This window comes from Ochrovirga pacifica, from assembly GCF_000220525.1.
Classification (GTDB): Bacteria; Bacteroidota; Bacteroidia; order Flavobacteriales; family Flavobacteriaceae; genus Ochrovirga; species Ochrovirga pacifica.
The window spans coordinates 32,845-57,977 of sequence record NZ_AFPK01000005.1 but is presented as its reverse complement, the minus strand read 5'-3'; the positions used below and the strand labels follow the sequence as shown (position 1 = coordinate 57,977).

The 25,133-nt window shown below is 35.1% G+C and carries 18 protein-coding genes; 16 read left to right on the top strand and 2 right to left on the bottom strand.

The features are described 5' to 3' along the window. Positions 1-56 precede the first annotated feature (56 nt). On the top strand, positions 57-2,045 hold the full coding sequence (locus tag FS85_RS15905; RefSeq protein ID WP_237706930.1) for a glycoside hydrolase family 2 TIM barrel-domain containing protein: 1,989 nt from the start codon (positions 57-59) through the stop codon (positions 2,043-2,045). After that, positions 2,024-2,605: a DUF4982 domain-containing protein gene (locus FS85_RS16825; protein WP_237706929.1), complete on the top strand. Its 582-nt coding sequence runs from the start codon at positions 2,024-2,026 to the stop codon at positions 2,603-2,605. The genes FS85_RS15905 and FS85_RS16825 overlap by 22 nt, the downstream gene beginning before the upstream one ends. Positions 2,606-2,665: 60 nt before the next feature. Here FS85_RS16825 and FS85_RS0100495 read toward each other — a convergent pair whose 3' ends face one another. Then, positions 2,666-4,279 carry a helix-turn-helix transcriptional regulator gene (locus tag FS85_RS0100495; protein WP_160162371.1) on the bottom strand — a complete coding sequence of 538 codons (1,614 nt, stop codon included), beginning with the start codon at positions 4,277-4,279 and terminating at the stop codon, positions 2,666-2,668. A 250-nt stretch (positions 4,280-4,529) separates the two neighbouring features. Between FS85_RS0100495 and FS85_RS0100490 the strand changes: the two genes are divergently transcribed. The 14 genes from FS85_RS0100490 to FS85_RS0100425 all read left to right on the top strand — a co-directional run bounded on the left by FS85_RS0100490 (position 4,530) and on the right by FS85_RS0100425 (position 23,113). Further along, positions 4,530-5,321, top strand: coding sequence for an IclR family transcriptional regulator (locus FS85_RS0100490; RefSeq protein ID WP_010133972.1), 792 nt, complete (start codon positions 4,530-4,532; stop codon positions 5,319-5,321). Between the two features lie 245 nt (positions 5,322-5,566). Beyond that, the gene (locus FS85_RS0100485; protein ID WP_010133971.1) at positions 5,567-6,583 is read left to right on the top strand and encodes a zinc-dependent alcohol dehydrogenase; all 1,017 of its coding nucleotides are present in this window, start codon (positions 5,567-5,569) and stop codon (positions 6,581-6,583) included. Between the two features lie 14 nt (positions 6,584-6,597). After that, a complete protein-coding gene (locus tag FS85_RS0100480; RefSeq protein WP_010133970.1) occupies positions 6,598-8,787 on the top strand; it encodes a glycoside hydrolase family 3 C-terminal domain-containing protein in 2,190 nt (729 codons plus the stop codon). A 28-nt stretch (positions 8,788-8,815) separates the two neighbouring features. Then, on the top strand, positions 8,816-9,580 hold the full coding sequence (locus tag FS85_RS0100475) for an SDR family NAD(P)-dependent oxidoreductase (protein ID WP_192807095.1): 765 nt from the start codon (positions 8,816-8,818) through the stop codon (positions 9,578-9,580). 59 nt (positions 9,581-9,639) lie between these two features. Then, positions 9,640-11,094 carry an aldehyde dehydrogenase gene (gene aldA / locus FS85_RS0100470; RefSeq protein WP_010133968.1) on the top strand — a complete coding sequence of 485 codons (1,455 nt, stop codon included), beginning with the start codon at positions 9,640-9,642 and terminating at the stop codon, positions 11,092-11,094. Positions 11,095-11,185: 91 nt separating this feature from the next. Continuing rightward, positions 11,186-12,274 (top strand): mandelate racemase/muconate lactonizing enzyme family protein, encoded by a 1,089-nt coding sequence (locus tag FS85_RS0100465; RefSeq protein WP_010133967.1) that lies wholly within the window; start codon positions 11,186-11,188, stop codon positions 12,272-12,274. 17 nt (positions 12,275-12,291) lie between these two features. After that, entirely contained in the window at positions 12,292-13,329 is a 1,038-nt protein-coding gene (locus FS85_RS0100460) for an aldose epimerase family protein (protein ID WP_010133966.1), read from the top strand. 27 nt (positions 13,330-13,356) lie between these two features. Then, positions 13,357-14,376: an L-rhamnose/proton symporter RhaT gene (locus FS85_RS0100455; RefSeq protein ID WP_010133964.1), complete on the top strand. Its 1,020-nt coding sequence runs from the start codon at positions 13,357-13,359 to the stop codon at positions 14,374-14,376. An 11-nt stretch (positions 14,377-14,387) separates the two neighbouring features. Beyond that, positions 14,388-15,632, top strand: coding sequence for a glycoside hydrolase family 117 protein (locus FS85_RS0100450; RefSeq protein WP_010133963.1), 1,245 nt, complete (start codon positions 14,388-14,390; stop codon positions 15,630-15,632). A 232-nt stretch (positions 15,633-15,864) separates the two neighbouring features. After that, the gene (locus FS85_RS0100445) at positions 15,865-17,418 is read left to right on the top strand and encodes an alpha-L-fucosidase (protein ID WP_010133962.1); all 1,554 of its coding nucleotides are present in this window, start codon (positions 15,865-15,867) and stop codon (positions 17,416-17,418) included. 163 nt (positions 17,419-17,581) lie between these two features. Then, complete coding sequence (locus FS85_RS0100440; RefSeq protein WP_010133961.1) at positions 17,582-20,104, top strand: T9SS type A sorting domain-containing protein; 2,523 nt, start codon at positions 17,582-17,584, stop codon at positions 20,102-20,104. A 91-nt stretch (positions 20,105-20,195) separates the two neighbouring features. Beyond that, complete coding sequence (gene rsgA, locus FS85_RS0100435) at positions 20,196-21,134, top strand: ribosome small subunit-dependent GTPase A (protein WP_010133960.1); 939 nt, start codon at positions 20,196-20,198, stop codon at positions 21,132-21,134. After that, positions 21,134-21,586 carry a D-aminoacyl-tRNA deacylase gene (gene dtd / locus FS85_RS0100430; protein WP_010133959.1) on the top strand — a complete coding sequence of 151 codons (453 nt, stop codon included), beginning with the start codon at positions 21,134-21,136 and terminating at the stop codon, positions 21,584-21,586. Before rsgA ends, dtd begins: the two co-directional genes overlap by 1 nt. Positions 21,587-21,589: 3 nt before the next feature. Beyond that, entirely contained in the window at positions 21,590-23,113 is a 1,524-nt protein-coding gene (locus FS85_RS0100425) for a hypothetical protein (RefSeq protein ID WP_010133957.1), read from the top strand. Here the strand turns inward: FS85_RS0100425 and FS85_RS14845 are convergent. Next, entirely contained in the window at positions 23,110-25,092 is a 1,983-nt protein-coding gene (locus FS85_RS14845; protein ID WP_050809592.1) for a putative porin, read from the bottom strand. The two genes, FS85_RS0100425 and FS85_RS14845, sit on opposite strands and share 4 nt — an antisense overlap. Positions 25,093-25,133: the final 41 nt, after the last annotated feature.

Genomic DNA, 25,133 nt, shown 5'->3' with positions numbered 1-25,133 from the left:
TGCTACATACCAAAACAAAAGATAGATATTTGAGGGTTGAACATAAAACTACCAAAATGAGTAAAAAATGTATTTTGTTAATAACGATGATCTCGGTAATACTGTTTTCATGTGGGCAAAAGTCATCTGCAGACAACGTTGCAAAGACTACAGAAAATTTTAATTTGAATTGGAATTTTTATTTAAGCGAAAAAGAGATTGATTTTTCAGAGATTTCTAAAGAGCAATTTCAAAAGGTAAACGTACCTCACGACTGGGTGATCTCGGGAGCGTTCGATGAATCTTTAGGTAAAGATGCATGGGCTACAGGGTATATTCGTAGTCAGGGATATGGTTATTATACCAAAGAATTTAATCAAGAAATAAAAGAGGATGAGCTAGTTTATGTGTTGTTTGATGGTGTTTATAATAATGCAACAATCTATATCAACGGTCATCAATTAGGATTTCATCCTTATGGGTATTCTCCTTTTTATTTTGAGATATCAGAGTATTTAAACACTGATGGAGAGACCAATGTTTTGGCAGTAAAAATAGATCACTCTAGATATGCCGATAGTCGTTGGTACACAGGAGCTGGAATTTACAGAGAAGTGTCTTTAAGAACAGCTAATAAAATGCATGTGCCAGTTTGGGGAACTTTTGTAACCACTCCTAAAGTAAGTAAACAAGAAGCTGAGGTTGCTATTCAGATTACTTTGTCCAATGCTTTTGCTCAAGATCAAGAGGTAGAGGTGCAGACTTCTTTTGTTGATGAAGATGGAATAAAGATCGCTGAAACAGTAAACAAAACACTGGTAACTAAAAAAGCACAAAAAAACATACAGCAACAAGTGGTTATTGCCAATCCTAATTTATGGGAAATAGAAAATCCATCGTTGTACACAGCTATAATTAAAGTAAAAAGTAAGGGTAAAATTGTTGATACTTACAACACTCGCTTTGGGATTAGAAGCATTGAATTTGATGCTGACAAAGGATTCTTTTTAAACGGAGAAAATATGAAAATAAAAGGAGTTTGTTTGCATCACGATGTAGGTTTGGTGGGTGCAGCTGTGCCTAAAGGAGTTTGGAGAAGAAGGTTGCAAGTTTTAAAAGATGGTGGCTGCAATGCAATACGTAGCTCTCACAATCCAGCATCTAAGGTGTTGCTAGAGTTGTGTGATGAGATGGGGATTTTAATGCAAGATGAATTTTTTGATGAATGGGACAATCCAAAAGACAAAAGATACAATCGCTGGGAAGAAAAAAGTACTGATTATATTACACGAGGATATGGCGAACATTTTCAAGAATGGGCACATAAAGATCTTAAAAACGTAATGTTAAGTCATCGAAATCACCCGTCTATTTTTCAGTGGAGTATCGGTAACGAAATTGAATGGACATATCCTAGAAATGCAAAAACAACAGGTTTTTTTGATAATATGACTTGGCAAGGAAATTATTTCTGGTCAGAACCTCCTCATTCAGTAGAAAAAATAAAACACTTGATGAAAACATTACCTAGAGGAAAATATGATATAGGTGAAACAGCTCAAAAATTATCAAAATGGACCAAAGCGTTAGATACTACACGTCCCGTAATCGCCAATTGTATATTGCCATCTTCTAGTCACGAGTCTGGCTATGCTGATGCTTTGGATATAGTAGGTTATAGCTACCGTAGGGTAATTTACGATTACGGTCATAAAAACTACCCTGGTAAAGTTATTATGGGAACAGAAAATGTAGCTCAATATCATGAGTGGAAGGCCATTATGGAACGTCCTTTTATTTCAGGAACATTTTTGTGGACAGGAGCTGATTATATGGGAGAAATAAGACAAGCTTGGCCAACTAGAGTTCAGCCTTCTGGAATGATCAATACTGCTAGTTTTCCTAAAGGGTCGTATTATATGATGAAATCTTTGTGGACTGAAGAACCTATGATTCATATGGCTACACAGACCTTAGAAAAATCGTTGTATAAAAAAGAAAATGGCAACTTGATAGAAAAAAGAAGGACGGATGGAAACATTATTTGTGGCGTTGGCAAGAAGTAAATGAACATTGGAATTACAAAGAAGGAGAGTCTGTGGTGGTAGAAATCTATTCTAACTGCGAGGAGTTAGAGTTGTTTTTAAACGGATCTTCCTTAGGAAGACAAAAGTTAACTGAAACTGTTGGACATATTTATAAATGGGAAATGCCGTTTAAGAAAGGGACTTTGGTAGCCAAGGGTTACAAAGATGGAAAAGAAATAGAGTCTAGGCTGGTAACTTCAGAAAAAGCCTATGGAATTGTCTTAAATGCTGATTCTGAAAAAATCAACTCAAATTACGAAGACGTAGTACACGTAGTTGCAGAACTGGTAGATGCAAAAGGAAACGCTGTAAAGCATGAAAACAAAAAAATAGAATTTTTAGTTGAAGGTCCTGCTACTGTTCTAGGTGTTGATAGTGGTTGGAAAAATAGTGTAGAGAAATTTCAATCGAACGAAGCAACTACTCATAACGGAAAATTATTGCTCATTATACAAGCAAAAGGACAAAAAGGAAGTGTACATATTACCGCTAAAGCAGAAGGTTTGCAAGAATCTACAATACAAGTGCAAATAGAATAAATGTACTGTATGTATGGTTAAAAAAATCCCCATGCTTTGTAGCGTGGGGATTTTATTGTATTAAATACTATTAATAAAATCGGAAAGGTTATCACTTCTATTGAGTCCCAATTTTTTACGAATTCTGTAACGAGAAGTATGAACACTTTCTATTGAAATACCCAAAAGAGAAGCCATTTCTTTGCTCGAAAAATTCAACTTAATAAGCGAACAAACTTTTAAGTCAGTGGGGCCAAGGTTTGGGAATTGCTCTTTAAGTTTTTCAAAAAATCCTTGGTTAATGTCTATAAAACGTGCCTCGAACTCTTGCCAGTTGTTTGCAGGGTTGTTGTTGATAGACTTTACCATGTTTCGGATGGTTTTTAAATCTGTTTTTTCATCACCATCGGTTAACTTTTTTTCTAATTTTTTGATGAATTCATCTTTTTCTATCAATTGCAAAGCAGATGAGGTTAGTTCTTTGTTTTTTACCTCTATTATTTCTTTTTGCTTTTCTAATGTAGCTTTCTGCTTCTCTTTTATAATAGATTTTTCGTTTTGATGTTTTAGTCTAAGGTTTCTAATAAAAACAATAGTTACTAGAATACTAAAAATCATAACAACAAAAAGGATAATTAGTTTAAGCTTGTTAATAGATTGTTCGTTTTCTAAGCTAGCCAATTTAGATTTTTGTTCCAAAATTAACTGTTTTTCTTTAGTAACTCTGTAGTTGTCTTTAACAGCAAACAACTCTTTGTTATTTTCACTTTTACTGCCAAAAATAGTTTCGTTTAATACTTTTGCCTTGTTGTTGTATTTATAAGCTCTTAAGTATTTTTGTTGTTTTAAGTATATTTTAGAAAGTTCCTCGTAGTTGTACAACTCGTAATTAATATGACTTTTGTAAGTAGCTATAATATCAAGCGATTTTAGAAATGCTTTTTCACTTTTTTCTAAATCATTTTTTATCAAATAGGTTTTTCCAATAATAAAGTAGATTACCGAAAGGTATGCGGGGTTCACTTTTTTAAAGTAAGGTTTGCTGTTTTCTAGTATTTCTAACCCTTTTTCTATTTGGTTGTTGTGAGTAAGAATAACAGCATGTTCTACCTCTAAATAGTAATTGGTGTGTTTTTTTTTCTGTTTCTCTACAATAGCATAACAGCTGTCTAGATAAGATTTTGCTTTTTGAATACTATCATTACTGCGATAAAAACGAGCAATAGACAAATAATTGCTTAGAATGTAGTTGTCTCTACTAGTGGTATTTTTATCAATATGCTTGTTGATTTTTAAAGCTAATAACAGATGTTTTAGTGCAGGAACATCTCTTTCAAAGTAATTGTATAAGTATCCAAGATCTTGATGGATTCTAGCCTCCCACACTTTAGAGTGTTTTTTTTCGGCAATTAACAATGCTCTCCAGTAATTGTCGTAAGATTTATTGTAGTTGGTAAGATTATTCTGGCATCTAGCTATAGCAATCAAGCTTCGTATCATTGCAATAGAATCTTTTTTTTGCTCCCAAAGCGTTAAGCTTTTTTGGTAGTTTTTAACAGCTTCTTTTGTGTTGATGTTTTTTTGTTGCTCGGCTAAAATAAAATGAGGATCATCGTTTTTTGACTTTTGACTCCATCCCGCTTGAAAAAATAACAACGCACCAATATAAATAGTGAAAAATGAAATTTTCATCATAAAAAATAGTAATATCGTTTGGAAATAGGGAAAGAATTGGTCAAATATACTAAATGATGAGGTAATTTTATTCAGTTTTAAGAAATCATTTTTTTTTGATTTAAAAATAGAAACCTAAAAAAATAAAAAAGAGAGCCATGTTGAGTTTTTTTCTAGTAGATAATAAAATAGAAGTCAATCACATGACCTGTGAAAATTACTTTAAAATTATAGGTAAATAATCTTACTTTTGTAGTTATACTTTAAAAATATGGGAGTAGAAGAAAAGGTTGAAGGAAAACCAAATTACAGCGTGCCAAACTTAGAGCGTGGTTTAATGATGATTGAATTACTGGCAACCCAAAAAGGTGGACTGACCTTGGCAGAAATTATAGAAGCCTTATCTATTACCAAAACGACCGCTTTTAGAATTGTAAATACATTGATTTACAAGAATTATTTGCAAAAAAACGAAACCACCAAAAAAATAACACTTTCTAGAAAGTTATTAACCTTAGGAATTTCATCCATCAACGAACAAAGCATTGTAGAAGCTTCTATTGATGTAATGCGTGCTTTAAGAGATGAACTAAAAGAATCTGTGATGTTAGGAACTTTACTAGGTGATAATGGAACCATTTTGGAACAAGTAGCTTCCTCATATCCTGTAAAATTGTTTGTAGAGCAGGGAACGCAATTCAGTATTCATAGTTCTGTAGGAGGGAAGTCTATATTGGCATTTTTGCCCGAAGAAGAAATGCATAAAATTGTAGACAAACAGTCTTTTGATCGTTTTACAGAAAATACGGTGGTTTCTAAAGAAATATATAAAGAGCAGTTAAAAAATGTTAAAAAAACAGGGTATGCCGTAGATTATGGAGAGGATATTCAGGGGATTAACTGTGTCGGAGCTCCTATTTTTAACGAACATGGTTATCCTGTTGCGGCCATATGGGTTACAGCACCTCATGGTCGTTTACCATCCAAAGATTTTGATGAAAAAGGGAGGGTTGTAGCTCGTTATGCCAAAGAAATATCCACAAAATTAGGATTTATAGATTGAAAAATTCAAGATTTTAGAAGTTGAAAAACTCCTTAAAATATAGAAGAATATTCTATTTTTAAGGAGTTTTTTTTGCTGTTAAGGGTAAGTTTTATTATTCTGTGAATCATAATAATACAAGTAAATACTAGGCTTTTTTTTAAAATGATGTTTTTTTGATTCAAAAAGTGAATTATTTATAATTTGTTGTATATTTGTTTCAAATAAGAAACCAGTTTCGTATTTGAAACTTAATTGTAATCAAGATGAAAGCAACAGTTTACGAAGGGAATAAAACCTTTAGTGTTATTGAAAAAGAAATTGAAGCACCAAAAGCAGGAGAAGTTAGGATTAAAGTAGCTTATTCTGGAGTGTGCGGAACCGATGTGCATATTTACCATGGGATGATGGATAAGCGTGTGTCAATGCCTCAGACTATAGGTCATGAGATGTCTGGGACTATAGATGCTGTAGGAGAAGGAGTTGAAGGTTTTGTTGTAGGAGACAAAGTCGTTGTTCGTCCTTTAGATGATACCAAAGCAAAGCCATCAGATAAAGGGTTTAATCATATTTGTGAAGAATTGAATTTTATAGGGATTGATAGCCCAGGTTCAATGCAACAGTACTGGAATGTTCCAGCTTTTGTATTGCACAAATTGCAAGAAACTACCGATTTAAAATTAGCAGCTTTAATAGAACCTTTATCAGTTGCTACACACGATGTTCGATTAAGTGGATTGGTTGCTGGAGAAACTGCTGTAGTATTAGGAGGTGGGCCTATTGGTTTGTTAGTAGCTATGGTTGCTAAAGAAGTAGGAGCGCAAGTAATTATTTCGGAGGTAAATCCAACACGTATAGCCAAAGCAAAAGAATTAGGTTTTGATGCTGTAAGTCCTCTAGAAGTAGACTTGGTAGAATACGTAAAGAGTAAGACCGAAAACAGAAGAGCAGATGTAGTATTTGAAGTAGCTGGTGTACAACCAGCTTTAGATATTATGTGCGAAGTAGCAGGAATACGAGGTAGAATAGTAATGGTGGCTATTCACGGAGTTAAAAAAGAGGTTGATTTGTTTAAGTTCTTCTGGAAAGAATTAAAATTAATTGGAGCTCGTGTTTACGAAAAAGAAGACTACGAAAAATCAATCCGATTGATTACAGAAAACGAATTACCATTCGAGCAAATGATTACGGATGTTCAGCCATTAAGCAACATTCAACAAGTGTTCGAAAACATAGACAACAATCCTGATGGATTAAAAGTATTAATGGACTGTCAATTATAATCAAAAAGGGAAAGATGAGATTGAACAAGTTCTTTGTACTTTTAACAATTATCCCTACACTGGCTTTGGGGCAAAAAAAAGCGCAAAAATGGTTGGATACCTCTCTTACATTCGAAGAGAGGATTCATCATTTGGTTAAAGCCATGACTCTAAAAGAAAAAATAGCTCAGCTAGATAGCGGAAGTCCAGAGGTAAAGAGACTAGATATACCAGAATACAACTGGTGGAACGAAGCGTTGCACGGAGTTGCTAGAAATGGTAAGTCTACCGTATTTCCTCAAGCTATTGGTTTGGCAGCAACTTTTGATCCCGTTTTGGCAAAACAAGTTGCTTCGGCTATTTCTGATGAGGCTAGGGCAAAATTCAACATTTCTCAATCCATAGGAAATAGAGGGCAGTATGCAGGATTGACTTTTTGGACACCTAATGTAAATATTTTTAGAGATCCGCGTTGGGGTAGAGGACAAGAAACTTATGGTGAAGATCCTTATTTAACATCTCAAATGGGTGTGGCTTTTGTAAAAGGATTGCAAGGAAATCATCCAAAATACTTAAAGTCTGCTGCCTGTGCCAAGCACTTTGCAGTACATTCAGGACCAGAAGAGTTAAGACATCACTTCAATGCCAATCCATCAAAAAAAGATTTGTACGAAACGTACTTGCCAGCTTTTGAAGCGTTGGTAAAACAAGCGAATGTAGAAGGGGTTATGTCTGCTTACAATGCTGTTTATGGAGTTCCTGCTGGAAGTAGTGAATTTTTATTAAAAGAAACACTAAGAAAAAGTTGGGGATTCGATGGGTATATAGTTTCTGATTGTGGAGCATTAGGAGATATTTTTAAAGGACACAAGCAAGTAAAAACAATGCCGGAAGCTGCTGCGGTAGCATTAAAAGCAGGAGTGAATTTAAATTGTGGTTATGTTTATAATGGAGCTTTAGAAAAAGCAGTGCAACAAGGTTTGGTTTCAGAAGAGTTAATAGATACTCGCTTAAAACAGTTGTTAAAAACTCGTTTTAAGTTAGGTTTCTTCGACCCAAAAGAAGCAAATCCTTACAATGCAATTCCTACAAGCGTTATACATTCTGATGATCATATAGCATTGGCAAGAAAAACAGCTCAGAAATCGATTGTTTTATTAAAAAACAAGAACCATACACTGCCATTAGATAAAAATATAAAAGTACCATATGTTACAGGACCATTTGCATCGTCTAGTGATGTGTTATTGGCCAACTACTATGGAATGACTACCAATTTAGTTTCGGTTTTAGAGGGGATTGCAGATAAAGTTTCCTTAGGAACATCATTAAACTATAGAATGGGGGCTTTGCCGTTTAATAAAAACCTAAACCCTAAGAACTGGGCACCCAACGTAGCAAAAACAGCCGATGCTGTAATTGCAGTAGTGGGCTTGTCTGCAGATTTTGAAGGGGAAGAGGTAGATGCAATTGCATCACCTAATAAAGGAGATAAAAAAGACTTAAAATTACCACAAAACCAAATAGACTATGTAAAAGAAATGGCAGCTAAAAAGAAAGGTCCATTAATTTTAGTAGTTGCTTCAGGAAGTGCTGTTGCTTTAGGAGAATTGTACGATTTAGCTGATGCTATTGTATTAATGTGGTATCCTGGAGAACAAGGAGGAAATGCAGTAGCTGATGTGTTGTTTGGAGATGTGTCTCCTTCAGGACATTTGCCTGTAACCTTTCCTAAATCTGTAGCACAGCTACCTCCTTTTGAAGATTATAGTATGCAAGGAAGAACCTATAAGTATATGGAAGAAGAGCCTTTGTTTCCTTTCGGATTTGGTCTTTCCTATACAGATTTTAAATTCTCTAACGTACAAATTTCTGAAGAAAAAATTAAGAAAAAAGACTCTTTTACTGTTTCTTGTTCTGTTGCAAATAACGGAAAAGTAGATGGTGAAGAAGTAGTACAGTTGTATTTAGTTCCTTTGAACTCAAACAAGGATTTGCCCAAATACCAATTGTTAAAATTTAAAAGAATAGAAATTCAAAAAAATACATCAAAGACAGTTTCCTTTAATCTAGAAGCTAAAGACTTGTTTCAGGTAAACAAAGAGGGAAAGAAAACTTGGATCAAAGGGAAGTACAAATTGGTTGTAGCCAATGCGTTGCCTAGTAAAAGGAGTCAAGATTTAGGAGCTGCTTTGCCAATTTCAACTACTGTAGAATTCAAATAACAAAAATTAAACAAAATCAAAAATGAGTATTTTAAATAAGTTTAGCTTAGAAGGAAAAACAGCCTTAGTAACAGGATGTAAAAGAGGAATTGGAATGGCAATGGCTGTTGGTTTGGCCGAAGCCGGAGCAAATATTATAGGGGTTTCTGCATCGTTAGAATTAAGCGGTAGTGAGGTTTCTAAAGCAGTAGAAGCAACAGGCAAGTCTTTTAGTGCATACCAATGTGATTTTTCTGATAGAAAATCGTTATATGAATTTATTGCAGCGGTTAAAAAAGACCATCCACAAATTGATATTTTGGTAAACAATGCAGGAACGATTTTAAGAACTCCAGCAGCAGAACATCCAGATGAAATGTGGGATAAAGTAATTGAAGTAAACCAAAATGCTCAATTTATTTTAACAAGAGAAATTGGAAAAGAAATGGTGAATAGAGGATTTGGGAAAATTATTTTCACAGCTTCGTTATTAACATTCCAAGGAGGAATTACAGTGCCTGGATATGCAGCTAGTAAAGGAGCTGTAGGACAGTTAACTATGGCGTTTGCTAACGAGTGGGCAGGAAAAGGTGTAAACGTAAATGCAATTGCTCCAGGATATATTGCAACAGACAATACAGAAGCTTTAAGAAACGATGCGAATAGAGCAGAATCTATCTTAGCACGTATTCCTGCGGGAAGATGGGGTGAAGCGACTGATTTTGCAGGACCTACCGTGTTTTTAGCATCTGAAGCTGCTGCGTATATGCACGGAAGTATTATGTTGGTAGACGGTGGATGGATGGGAAGATAATTTAATACAAAGTATTAGATTTTTGAATCATTAATAGAAATCATTTAAACTAGAAAATTATGTCACAAGTAAAAGAATATCAGTTGTTCATCAATGGTGAGTGGAAAACTTCAACATCTGGAGAAACAATAGACATTATTAGCCCATCAACAGAAGAAGTAGTAGCAAAAGTACAAAACGGAACTCCTGAGGAAGCTGTAGAGGCTTTAAAAGCTGCTGAAACAGCACAAAAAGAATGGAAAAAATTACCTGCAAGAAAACGTGCAGAGTACTTATATGCCTTGGCTGATGAAATTGATGCTAACAACGAACGTTTAGCTGTTTTATTAACAAAAGAGCAAGGGAAATTACTAAAAGTTGCCCGTTTTGAAGTTTCTGTAACTGCATCTTTTATAAGATATGCAGCAGAAGGAGCACGTAGAATTGAAGGAGATATCATCCCTTCAGACAATCCAAATGAGCAAATTTGGATTCAAAAAATTCCTAAGGGAGTAGTTGTTGCAATCACTGCATGGAACTTCCCATTGGCATTGGCAGGTCGTAAATTAGGACCGGCATTAGTAGCAGGTAACACAATTGTTATCAAGCCTACTTCTGAAACGCCAATTGCTACGTTAGAATTAGGAGATTTGGCAAACAAAGTTGGAATTCCTGCAGGAGTTATCAACATTTTAACAGGACCAGGTAGAGCAATGGGGAACGCTTTAGTTGAAAGTCCAATTACCAAAATGATTACCATGACAGGTTCTACACCTGTAGGGCAAAGTATTGCTCGTGCAGCTGCAGAAAACTTAACACATGTACAATTAGAATTAGGTGGTAAAGCTCCGTTTATCGCATTTGCTGATGCAGATATTGATGCGGCTGTAGATGCGGCGTTACATTCTCGTTTTGACAACTGTGGACAAGTTTGTACTTGTAATGAACGCATGTATATTCACGAAGATATTTACGATGTATTTATGGAAAAATTCTTAGCTAAAGTTGCTGAGATCAAAGTAGGAGACCCAATGTTAGAAGAAACAGATATGGGGCCAAAAGTAAATGCAAACGAATTGAAACACATGGAGCACTTGGTAGAAGTTTCTGTAAAAGAAGGAGCTACGATTGCTGCAGGAGGAAAACGTCCTGAAGGAACTGGATTTGAGAAAGGTTTTTGGTTTGAGCCAACGGTATTGACTAATGTAACTCAAGACATGACCATTGTACACGAAGAATCTTTTGGACCTATTTTACCTGTTTTAAAGTTTAGTTCTTTTGATGAGGTTATTGGTTATGCAAATGACTGTGAGTATGGATTGGCAGCCATGGTGTTTACCAATGATATGAATACCATCATGAAATGTAACGACGAGTTAGAATACGGAGAAATCTATGTCAACAGAGGGCATGGCGAGCAACACCAAGGATTTCACAACGGATACAAGTTATCTGGATCAGGAGGAGAAGATGGAAAGTACGGATTTGAACAATATTTAGAGAAAAAGACTTTCTATATTAAGCACAAAGCATAATTACTTTTTTAAAGAGCGGGGTTGTTGGTTTTCTATTTTTTGGTTTATAGTTTTCCCAATAATTCTCGCTCTTTTTTTAAATCAAAAAAATATGAGTACAAAAATTTCTAAAATAGATACCCAACTTTTTAAAGTGCCTTTACCCGAGGTGATGTCTGATGCCAAACATGGAGATCATTATCATTTTGAATTGGTAACAGTAACCATCACTTTAGAAGATGGAAGCGAAGGAACAGGGTATACCTATACAGGAGGTAAAGGAGGAACAGCCATTAAAGCAATGGTAGAGAATGACTTTGAGGTATTGGTAGGAAAAGATGGAACTGATGTAGAGGGGATTTATGATTTTTTAGAGTGGCACATTCACTATGTAGGTCGTGGTGGTATAGCTTCTTTTGCAATTTCTGCTGTAGATATAGCTTTGTGGGATATTCGCTGTAAAAAAGCAGGAGAGCCTTTATGGAAAGTGGCAGGTGGTCATGGAAATACTTGTAAAGCATACTGCGGAGGAATCGATTTGATGTTTCCTATCGAGAAGTTACTAAACAACATGAAAGGTTATTTAGAGGCTGGGTTCAATGCAGTAAAAATCAAAATTGGACGTGAAAATTTAGAAGAAGATTTAGAACGTATCAAAGCTGTAAGAGAATATATAGGACCAGATGTTACCTTTATGGTAGATGCCAATTATTCAATGACGGTAGAAAAAGCTATCAAAGCTATTGAAGGTTTTAAACAATATGATATTACTTGGTTCGAGGAGCCTATTATTCCAGATAATTACAAAGGTTTTGGAGAAATTGTAGATGCTACAGGTTTCCCTTTAGCCATGGGTGAAAACTTACATACTATCCATGAGTTTGAATATGCAATGGATCAAGCAAAATTATCTTTTGTCCAACCTGATGCATCAAATTGTGGTGGGGTAACAGGATGGTTAGCTGCAGCTAGGTTGGCAGACAAACACGGAATTCCTGCTTGTTCTCATGGAATGCAGGAATTGCACGTAAGTTTGGTTTCTTCTCAGCCAAATTCAGGTTGGTTAGAGGTACATAGTTTTCCTATTGATCAATATACAACTAGACCTTTGGTGGTAGAAAATCATAGAGCAGTAGCTCCTGACTATCCGGGAGTTGGAGTTATTTTTGACTGGGAAAAATTAGCACCATACAAACAATAAAAAAATATCAATAAAATATGAAAGTAGAACAATCAAATTTTGGAACATTCAACAACCAAGAAATTACTTTGTATACACTTAGTAATTCTAGCGGAATTGAAGTTAAAATCACCAACTACGGAGCTACCATCACTTCATTAAAAGTACCAAACTCAAAAGGAGATATAACAAATATTGCTTGTGGATTTGATACATTAGAAGGATATTTTTCTGAAGAATACAAAAATAACTCTCCTTATTTTGGATGTACCGTAGGAAGGTATTGTTCGCAAATTAAAGATGCTGCATTTCAATTGGAGGGCAAGAAATTTCAATTGGCAGCCAATTGCGGAGATAACAATTTACACGGGGGAACTGTTGGTTTTGACAAAAAAGTTTGGTCGGCTACTGCCATAGAAGAAAAAGATGCTGTGGGGGTTACATTTTCTTTAGAAAGTAAAGATTTAGAAGAAGGTTTTCCAGGTAATCTAACAGCATCAGTTACATTTTTATTAAAAGAAACCAACGAGTTATCTATAGCATATAGTGCAACACCAGATGCAGATACGCCTTTGTCTATGACCAATCATACCTATTTTAACTTAGCCTCTTTTTCTGAAACAGTAGAAAATCACAACGCTAAAATATTTACAGATAAGCGTTTGGTTTTAGACGAAACAGGAGCTGCTACAGGAGAAATTGTATCTGTAGAAGGCAAAGCCGATGATTTAAGAAATGGGAAAAAAATAGGAGAAGCACACCAAGAAATGGGAGATGGATTTGAGCATTTTTACATTTTTGATCAGGTAGGAGAGCTTAAGCAAACAGCATCGGTTTCGTTTGGAGATCGTAGTATAGATGTATTTACTACAGAGCCTTGTATGTTGTTGTACACAGGTAAATATACATCGGATGCTTTGGCTAGAGAAAACGGAGAACAATACGGTAAATACAAAGGATTTTGTTGTGAAACTCACAGGTATCCTAATGGACCTAATATTGTCAACTCTCCAAAATCAATTACCAAAGCAGGAGAAGAGTTTAAAAGCAAAACCATCTTTAAATTTGGGTGGTAATACGTATAACAACTAAATAATAAAAAAATGATAATAGGAATTTTATTCGCTGTTTTAGCAGGATTGCTACTAGGACTTTATGCTTTGCCAGAAAAGTTTACTAAAGATTTTGAATTTGAAAATACATGGAGCTTGTTCTTTGCAATCAACACTTTTGTGGTGCCCAACATTGCTGCTTTTTTATTGATTGATGGTTTTGCGGAAATTTTAGGAGAAATTCCATCAAAAGCTTTGTTAACTATGGTTGTTTGTAGTTTGCTTTGGGGAATTGGTGTAATGATGTGGGGTAAAGCCATTAACTATATCGGACTTTCTATTGGTTTTTCTATTTTTATAGGAACCATTATTTTAGTTGGTTCTTTATTACCTTTTATTGAAGTAGGTTTGCCTAAACCTAATGTATTAACCACAATTCTAGCTGGTTTAGCTGTTGTGTTAGTAGGAATTATAGCCAATGGTAGAGCAGGAATTTTACGTCAAAAAGACGAAGATGGTGCAGCTACCGAAGGTGCTAAAAAAGGAGGGTCTATGATGGCTGGAATTTCTATTGCAATTATTGGAGGTTTGTTGGCAACAGGATTTAGTTATGCATATGCTGCAGGAGGAGAAATTATAGACACTGCCTCTCAAGCAAGAGGAAATGCTCCTTGGAAAAGTGCTGTTGCCGTTATGTATGTTATTTACATGGCAGGAGGAGTTGCTATTGCCGTATATTTTATTCAGCAATTATCTGCAAAAAAATTATGGGGAAAATTTAAAACCCCACATTTAGGTAAAAATATTGTACTAACAACAATTATGGCTGTATTTAACTTTGCTGCTTCCGTTTTATTTGCTTACGCCGGTTTTAAATTAGGAAAAGAATTAGGAGGAAGTGTGGGTTATGCTATTTATAACACCGCTTGTGTGGTAACAGCCATTGTAAGTGGATTGATAACTAAAGAGTGGATCAAAGCATCAGGAAAAGCAAAAAACTCACTATACTTAGGGTTAATGTGTATGGTTATTGGGATCATCATTATTGCCTATTCTAATACGTTAGCATAAAAACAATACATATGAAAAAAATACAATTAGTTTCAGCCTTGTTTGCAATTGCATTGGCTGCTTGTCAACCAGCAAAACAAACTGCTGATTGTCCAGAATCAAAAGAAGAAATGAAACCTACTGCAGAGCAATTAGACTTTTTGGGAATTACCAATGCCGACAAATTAAGTGCGGCTTCTAAAAGAGCTTTGTTGTGGGATGAAGAATTGGTTAGAGGAAACGACTGGTTTTTTAAATACGAAACTTATGACCTTAAAGGAGATTTAGCTTATGAAGAAGGTGTGGTACGTAGAGACCCTAGTGCTATGATTAAGCACGATGGAAAATACTACGTATGGTATACCAAATCAACAGGACCTACTGATGGTTTTGGAGGAGATATTGAAAATGATAAGGTGTTCCCTTGGGATAGATGTGATATTTGGTATGCAACATCAGAAGATGGATTGACATGGAAAGAGGAAGGATTGGCTGTTGCTCGCGGAGAGAAAGGAGCTTATGATGATCGATCTGTGTTTACTGTAGAAATTATGGAACATGATGGTATGTATTACTTGTGTTATCAAACCGTAGGTGGTTTGTACAATGTGCGAGTAAAAAATCAAGTTGGATTGGCTTGGTCTAGTTCACCTAATGGACCGTGGACCAAAAGTAAAGAACCTATCTTAAGCCCTGCAGACAATGGGGTATGGAAAGGAGAAGAACAAGATCGTTTTGCTGTGATTAAAAAAGGAGATTTTGATTCTCATAAAGTACACGATCCTTGTATTATTCCTTACAAAGGAAAATTCTATTTGTACTATAAAGGAGAACAAATGGGAGAAGCAATTACGTTTGGTGGTCGTCAAATTCGTCACGGAGTTGCTATTGCAGACAATCCTAAAGGGCCTTATGTAAAGTCTGAATACAACCCAATATCTAACAGTGGACACGAAATTTGTGTATGGCCATATAATGGAGGTATTGCATCTTTAATTACCACAGATGGACCAGAAAAGAACACCGTTCAATGGTCTCCTGATGGAATCAATTTTGAAATTAAAGCCGTAGTAAAAGGAGCTCCCCATGCTATTGGTTTAAATAGAACTGCCGATAATGAAAAAGAACCAACAGAAATTTTACGTTGGGGTTTGACACATGAATACAAAACATATGATTATCAGTATATTCGTGGGTTTAGAACAGAAAGAATGCGCAAACATACTGCAAAAGGTGTAGTAAAAGGAAAAGATGTATCGGTAAAAGACCAGAAATAAAAACCTGTTTTTTAATAAAAAAAGACCACTATTTAGTGGTCTTTTTTGTTTGGTGTTTGGTCGTATTTGTATTTTGATTTTAGTATGTTAATCTTTTATTTTTATGGGGTGTTTTGTTTTTGTAGTCGTATTTGTGTTTTTTGGTTGGCTATTTTTTGATGTAAACACTTTGTAAAAGAAACTTATTTATTTTAAGGTTATGAAGACGTATATTTATAAAAATTTAAATGATATGAAAGTATATTTTTTTTCTCTTGCTACTTTATTTTTGTTAATGACATCTTGTCAAAGTCAAAAAAAAGAGACTCTTAAAACAGCGTATCAACCCCAATGGGAATCTTTAAAAAAGCACCAAACTCCCAAGTGGTTTTTAGATGCAAAATTTGGAATTTACTGTCATTGGGGGCCTTATTCTGTTCCCGCTTACGAGACTGAATGGTATTCACACTTTATGTATGCAGGTCCAAATCATCCCCAGGGAAAAAGTGCAAGAGCTCAAAAAATACATCAACATCACATAGAAAATTACGGAACTTTAGACAAATTTGGCTACAAGGATTTTATTCCCATGTTCAAGGCCGAAAAATTTGATGCAGCTGAGTGGGCTGATTTATTTCAAAAATCAGGAGCTAAATTCGCTGGGCCTGTATCTGAACATGCAGACGGATTTGCAATGTGGGATAGTGAGTTGACTCGTTGGAACGCAAAAGATATGGGGCCTAAACGAGATATTATGGGAGAGTTGTCTAAAGAAATTAGAAAACGAGGGATGAAGTTTATCGCAACCTATCATCGACATTGGTTGTATGCCTGGTATCCTACTTGGGATACCTCTACAGATGCTAGCAATCCGCTGTACTCAGATTTGTATGGTCCTAAAGTTAAAAAAGGAGATTTTGTGATGCCGAATAGGCCGCATCAAATAGATGCAGGTATTCAAAAGTATTACCCCTTACCGGATAAAGCTTTTAACGACGAATGGTTAAAACGCTTGAAAGAAATTATTGATAAATATGATCCAGATTTGGTTTGGTTTGACAACAAAATGGATATTATTTCAGAAAAACATCGACAAGAATTTTTGGCTTACTACTACAATCATGCTGTAGAAAAAAATCAAGAAGTGGTTTCAACCTATAAGTTTTACGATTTTGCTAAAGGAACTGCAGTGTTAGATTTGGAACGTGCAAGGATGAAAGAGAAAAAAGATTTTCCATGGCTAACTGATGATTCTATTGACTGGAATGCATGGTCGCACATTAGTAATCCTCACTACAAATCTACCAACCGTTTGATTGACTTTTTGGTAGATGTGGTAAGTAAAAACGGTGCTGTATTGTTAAATATTACTCCCAAAGCCAATGGAGAAATACCAGAACCTGTAAAAAAGCGTTTGCTAGAAATGGGAGATTGGTTAAAGATAAACGGAGAAGCTATTTACGGAACCAGAACGTTTGATATTTACGGAGAAGGAGAAGCTAAAATAGTAGAGGGGCATTTAAGTGAGAAAAAAAATGCAGATAATACAGCTAAAGACATTCGTTTTACAACAAAAGGAGCTGTTTTGTATGCCATTGTTTTGGACTGGCCAAAGGGAAAAGAGTTTACTATTAAAAGTTTAAAAAAGGGGAGTGGTTTGTATGCTAAGGAAATAAAATCCATAGAAATGTTAGGCGATGGTACCCCACTTGCTTTTAATAGAACCCTAGAAGGATTAACGATTTCTTTGCCTAAAAGAAAAATAGGAAATCATGCTTTTACTTTTAAAATAGTGCCAAGAGAATAAAATTTAGCAATACCACATATGTGCAAAACTTCGAAAAATACAAGTAATTTTTCGAAGTTTTTTGTTTTGATGTTTCAACGTTTCTACTACTAATTTCATCATTTGATTTTAAAAGTATGATAGAAATAAAAGAAATTTGAGAAAAAATCATAAAAACCAAAAAATGATTGTAAAAACATCAAAAAACAAACTTTTAATAGTTGCAGGAATGCTAAGTCAGCTTGCTTTTTCTCAAACAAACATTACTGTAGATCCATCCTGTCAAAGATTTTTAGGAGAAGTTTCTGCTTTAGACCGAACAAAATACTTTAGTGTGCACGATAGTGGTTTCGATGCTGAACAAACTCAGTTTAGAAATGATTATGATGTTACTGGAGGAAGACAGTTTTGGGGAGCTTTTGCCAGAGCCAAACAACTTACAGGAAAAGTAGGAGAGTATCCGGCTTACAAGAACGGTAACGACCAAATAAGATCGGTTAAGAAAGGCATAGTAGGCACACATCACCCCAAAGATGCTTTTGTAGATGGTATGGATATAGAGAAGGCTGGTGATTGGGCTGTAGAATATTACAAAGATTTTGTTAACAACGGAGATTTAGAAGAGTTTATTGAAGTGATGAACGAACCTTTTGTACATGCAAGTGAGTTTTATCAAGGAGGATGGAACAATGATGAGAATGTACGAATTAAGAAACAAATGGCTTTATTGTATAATGAGGTAGGAAAAAGAATTCACAGCACTCCTGCTTTACAAAATACAAAAGTGATTGGATATTCTAGTGCTTGGCCATCGATGGAACTGAATGACTTTGGGCATTGGGATGAAAATATGAAAATGTTTATGGATACGGCAGGAGAAAACATGTACGCTTTTTCTACGCACTTGTACGATGGTGTAAACGTTACAGGACAAGACAACAGAAGATCGGGAAGTAATTCTGAAGCTATTTTAGATTTAATAGAGAATTACAGTTTTATTAAATGGAATAAAGTTAAGCCACATGCTATTACGGAATATGGAGCTATAGAAAAAGGATATGGAGACGATTTTAGTTTGGTGGCAAGTGCTCAAACATTGCGTTCTATCAATCATATCTTATTCAATTTAATGGATAGAGAAGATCGATTGGTAAACTCAATTCCGTTTATAACCGGTAAAGCAACCTGGCATATTACAGCGGCAAATAATTATCAGCCTTATCAGGCAACGTTGTGGATTCCGTCTAATATAGGACAACCCAACCCAACAGGATGGAAGTACTCTCCAAGAATTAAATTTTACGAATTGTGGAAAGGAGTTCAAGGGGAAAGAGTTCGAATTGAAAGTGATAATCCTGACATACAAACACAAGCGTTTTTAGATGGAAATAGACTATATGTTGCCATTAACAATTTATCTGATGTTGCAGAAGAAGTTACTTTGCCAACAAGCTTTAAAGGAAAAACAATTCAGTCTATTCGCAAAAGAGACTTAAAGATATATAAAGACAAAGAGTTAGATTATCAAGATCAAGTCTTAGCTCAAGCCCCGGCTTCGTTGTCTTTAATAGAGGGTGAAACCGTATTGCTGATTTATCAATTACAAGGAGATTTAAAGTACACTAACGCTGTTAGAACTCAGAAATACTATACCACAGATTATTTACAGAAAATAGAAGCCAACAAAGAAATAACATACAATTTTAATGGTCTTGAAAGATTAGGTGCTGGAAATGTGGTACTAAGAATGAGTATTTCTAGAAAACATGATAAGTCTAAACAACCAATAGTAAAAATAAATGGAACACAAGTTACAGTACCAACCAATTGGAAAGGTTACGATCAGGCCAATAGAGACGATTTTTTTGGGATGATAGAAATTCCTTTTTCAGCCAATTTGCTTAAAGAAAATAACACCATCAGTATAACATTTCCTGATGCAGGAGGCCGTGTGAGTTCACTTATTATGGATGTACATTTGTTTGATGTTCCTTTGCAACCTGTTACAGTTACAAGCAAATCCATTTCTTGTCCTGAAAGTTCTAATGGAGAGATTGAGATTCAGTCTAATTTATCAGAAACAGTAAAAGTGCATATCCAAGGCAATCAGTTAGACAAAGAGTATACATTATCTAAAAACATATCCGTAGCCAATTTGGCTGCGGGTTCTTATTGGGTAACAGTAACAAGCTCTGATGCTTTGACAGTGTTGGGTACCTATAAGGTAGCCATAATAGAGCCAACATCATTAAACGTAAGTTATACAATCGATAAAATCAATCAACAAGTAACTTTGCATCTTTCAGGAGGAACTAGTTATTCTGTGGTTTTAAACGATAAAGTTATACATACTAAAAGAACTGAGGTAACACTTCCCTTGCAAGCATCAAAAAATCATTTAATGGTAACAACAAATCAAGAATGTTTAGGAATGTTTGAGGAAAATATTGTTATGAATTCAACTATGTTTTTAGTCCAAACAGTAGTAAATGATATGATTGAAGTTTATATTCCATCAGCTACGCATCAAGAAAAGGTAGCATTAAGCCTATACAACAGTTTGGGTGTTCAGCTTTTATCTGATACGACATTGATAAAAAACGGAAAATTAGAAATAGATAGTACTACCTTACCATCAGGCATTTTTTTATTGAATGTAAAAACAGCTAGAGAACAATGGCAAGCCAAGGTGATTAAAAGAGGGTAACAAAAAATAGATTGTACGTTACATATTTTGTCTCCGTAATCAACTAAAAGAAACATGGTACGGTTCCACAAAAAACTAGTATTTTTACGGTATGAATGGAATCGTAACAAAATCTACAGGAAGTTGGTATTCAGTTAGAACCGAAGAAGGATTGATGTATCAATGTAGAATTCCTGGGAAATTCCGAATGAAAGGAATCAAAAGTACCAATCCTATTGCTGTAGGAGATGAGGTTATTTTTGAAATGGAACCCCAAAAAGAAACTGGGATTGTAAAAGAAATCAAAGAACGTAGGAATTTTATTGTTCGTAAATCGGTTAACTTATCCAAACAGACTCATATTATCGCTTCCAATATCGATGTTGCTTTTTTAGTAGTTACGCTTCACAATCCCGAAACAACCACCACTTTTATAGACCGTTTTTTGGCAACGGCAGAAGCTTATAGCATTCCAACAATTTTATTGTTTAATAAAGTCGATACTCATGACATCGAAATGGATGAGTACCGAGCGGCTTTTCAGTACATATACACAAGCATAGGTTATTCTTGTATTGATGTTTCGGCCAAAGAAGGAACAAATATAGAGCAGATTAAAACCTTAATGAAAGATAAAGTTAGCTTGTTTTCTGGACATTCAGGAGTGGGAAAGTCTACTTTAGTAAATGCTTTAGAACCTGGGCTTAACTTAAAGACGAAAGAGATTTCGGAGCAACATCAACAAGGGCAACATACTACCACATTTGCAGAAATGCATCCGCTTTCTTTTGGAGGATATATTATAGATACTCCAGGGATTAGAGGTTTTGGTGTGGTAGACTTTAACAAATATGAAGTTACTGACTATTTTCCAGAGTTTTTTAAGCTTAAATCTGCCTGTAAATTTAACAATTGTATTCATGTAGACGAACCTAAATGTGCTGTTAAAAAAGCGTTAGAAGAAGGATTGGTGTCAGAAACACGATACGAAAGTTACGTACAGTTACTAGAAGAGGAAGAAGAAAACTACAGACAAGATATTTTTAAATAATGAGGGTAGTATTACAAAGGGTAAGCAAAGGTGCTGTAAGTATAGACGGAAAAAAAGTTGCCCAAATAGGAGCTGGTTTGGTAATATTTTTAGGAATTGTTGCCGAAGATGGGCAGGAAGATTTAGAGTGGCTTTGTCAAAAAATTGTTAAACAAAGAATATTTAGCGATGAAAATGGCTTGATGAACTTATCCATTCAAGATATAAAAGGAGAAGTAATTGTGGTAAGCCAATTTACTCTATTTGCACAAACCAAAAAAGGAAACCGTCCTAGTTTTATAAAGGCTGCCAAACCAGATATTGCCATACCGTTGTATGAGGCTTTTAAAAAACGCATGTCAGAGCTAATGGAGCAACCTGTACAAAGCGGAGAGTTTGGTGCTTATATGGAAGTAAATATTGTAAATGATGGACCTATTACTATTTTAATGGACACACATCAAAAAGAATAAACTATGAAACACATTATTTGGATCGTTCTATTGTCAGTTCAATTTGCATTTTCGCAAAGCTATTCTGTAGAAAAACTTCCTTCTAGAATTCGTTTGTCAGGAGAATCTATAAGAATGTTCGGTAATGAGCCTGATATGGGTTTTTTAGGAATTGGTTACGAAGTATTTGGTTTGGTTGCCAAAGTACCCGATTGGTATTTTGGAGTGAATACGTATTCTGCCCTAACGGGAATTCGTTCTGGTTTTTTTGTGTTTGGGGTTTCTACAGGGATTAAAAAGCCCTTACTGTCTAATAAACTTTACTACGATGCAGGATTGTATCTTGGAGGAGGTGGAGGTAGTGCTGCCCCAGACGGAGGTGGTTTTATGGTAAGACCTCATTTAGATATAGAATGGATGATATCTCCTAGACTAGGGCTAAGGGCTGGAATTGCTGGAGTAGAGTTCCCTGATGGGGGAAATATTACAAGCTTGCATGCCAATGTTGGTGTTTCAATAGGTGTAGACACTTATTTAACAAAGTCCATCGCTGAAATTCAAGCCACTACACAAGCTACCGATTTTTATAAATTGCAGGCAGCAATGTTATCTACCACTTTGTTCGATTATAGAAAAGGACCTACCTTGTCTTCAGATCCCAATACAGCAGAGGCAATTTCGTTGATTGGTTTTGAATTGAACCGATTTTTAACCCAGCACTTGTATGCAACGGTAGAGTTAGGAGGTGCGTATAGAGGAGGAGTAGATGGTTTTATGATGTATTTGTCAGGGTTGGGTTACGAACTTTCTTTTTTAAACAATCATTTGGTTTTGGATACGCGTGCTTTAATTGGTGGAGCAGGAGGAGGAGCAGTAGAGTTTGGCGGTGGTTTGGCATTACAAGCAGAAATTGGACTTGGGCTAAGAATTAAAGATTATTTATTAAAGGCCAATTTGGGAAAAACTTTTGCTCCCAACGGAGCGTTTGAATCCAGTCAGCTAGACATTTCTTTGGGAAGATCATTTGAATTCTATCAACAAAAAGAACCTAAAAAAGAAACCGTGGTTACTGCTAACAATCTGGTAAAAGAAGGTTTTGAATTTGCTGTGTTTAACAGAACATATTTTACAAAAGGGGAACCCGATAAGCAAAATAGACCTTATGATAAAGCGTTTAACTTAATCGGTTTTGATATAGAGAAGCATATGAATGCTCATCTTAGCTTGTTGGCTAGTACTGTATGGGCGTATCAAGGAAACTACGGAGCATATGCCGAAGGTTGGCTAGGTTTGCAGTATTATTTACCAATAACACAAACCGTAAAAGTTCCGTTAAAAGGAATGATTGGAGCAGGAGGAGGTGGTGACATCAATCTAGGAAACGGTTTGGGCTACCAATATGGTATTGGTTTAGAAAAACAAGTAAATCAGCGTGTAGCTCTTTTTGCTAATTTAGGACAATTAAGACCTGTGCAAGAAGGAAACTTTACGCCTTATATTCTGGATGTTGGTATTAAGTTAAATATCAGTCAATTGGTTAAGCGTTAGTTCCAAAAATTCCAAACCACACCCAAACGCATAATTAAATCTCTTGCAGGTTGGTTTGGAGTTACAAAGTAATTTCGTCCTGTAATACTTGCTGTTACATTTTCTACTTTAAAATAAATACGGGTTCTTCGTACTTCTCCATTTACAAAAACATCAAAACTAGGATAATTACCTACTTGGCTGCTGTTTTGTAGATAAAATTCATTGAGTACTGGGTTAAAGCTATTTGCGTAATAATTGGTGTAGTACTTAAAACTAATTCCTATTTGAGCAAACAAAGGGTCTCCTTTAAAAAAGTAATCCTGATAGTATAATGTATTTCTAGTAACAAATTCTGGAACTCTAAAAACTTCTTTTCCTTGTGCTACGTTTTGATAGAGCAGTGTGTTGTTTAAATGAAAATGCCCTAATTGCAATTCACTTTGTACTTTTAGTTTAAGGTAATCTATAATTTGTGAATATTGATTGGCACGGCTGGTAGCATCAAAATAGGCATAGTTTTCTATTTGATGTAAAAAAAGATCTGCTTTAAGCCATTTGGTACCAATACTTCCGTAAATGGTTCTGTAAGCTTCACTATCAAAATTTTGATTCCAGTTAAGATTGGTAAAGTTAGATTGATTTAGCGTGTAATTAAGGTTGGGAGTTTGTGTTTTTATTTGCAATCCTGCCTTGGCAGATACGTTGTTCTTTAGCTGAAAACCAGCGTTTACATGCAAATTGCTATTCAAGTTTTCTCCGTTAATTACTTGTTGTGCATATCCGTTAATAAAAACACCTTTGTATTTTCCGTTCCAGCTACCTCCTATAGAAGTGAAATTAATATTTCGTTCGTTAGGAATATTTTCAGTTTCTAAGGTTTTGACAGCATCATAAGCTTGATTTATACTATTTACTGCTCCAAAAACTTTAAAGTTTCCAAAAATCCAAGGAGAATTAAATTTTAAATATACTTGGTTTTGTATAGTTCTAAGTTCAGTTTTGTCTTTGGTGTAATCCTCTAAACGCTCGCCAAAAAGGGCTTCGTTATTATCAAAATAATCAGTATCTGTACTAGAGAATTGGTACTTGCTAGCTTCAAAACTAAAGTGATGTCCGACTTTTAAATTTGTTAAGTTTTGCTGTAAGCTGTCCTTTGTGTTGGTCAAGCGTAGTTCGTGTTCGTAGTTAAAACGATCCGATTTTAAAAAGCTTCTAGCATCGTACAAATTTACATTTACTCTACCTCTAGATTGAAAATCGGGGTTATCATCCTTAAATTCCTTTACAGAAGTAGCCGTCAATCCACCATTTTCTAAATTGTCTAATTTTTGAGAGATAAAATGCGTTCTAAATTGATAACGTTTGGCGGGGTTGTAATAACTAAATGTAGTTCTAAAGTTGATATGACTAGATCTAGCTCTTTGATAATTTCCAATAGATCGAAGTCCTTTATAGCCTACAGAAAAGTTAGTGAATTTACTAAAGTTTGTAGTAAAAGTACTGTTTAGCATCTGTCCATCCATTCCCGAGTTGTAAAAAAGAATAGTTGTAGGTGTGGGTACATGATAGTAAGTGATGTCTTCTATAGACAAATAGTCAAATAATTTAGCGGTGGCTCCAAAAACGGGAAGAATATCATTATGTACAAACTGGTGACTAAGCTTTACAAAAGTCTGTCCCTGATTAGGAAAAGGAGCCCATTCAAAATCGTCTTTTTGGGTAAAATTATGTCTAAAGTATTTGTCTATATGTAACGTGGTATCTATTTGTATGGTGTCAAAAGCATAAGAAATTTTTTGATAATCTACATACCTACCTCCGTACATATTTTTAATGCTATCCAAGGGAATGTTCTTATCTCTTTTGTTTTTTAAAAACTGAAGACTATCTTTTTGCAAGGTTATGTTTGCTTCTGGCAAAAGACTTTTAGGTTCTTCTTGCGCATTTACCAAGTAAAAACACAAACAAAAGAGGTATAAAATTCCTGTTTTTTTCATAATTAAAAATTGCAAAGCAAAGGTAATTTTTTTAAACGAAT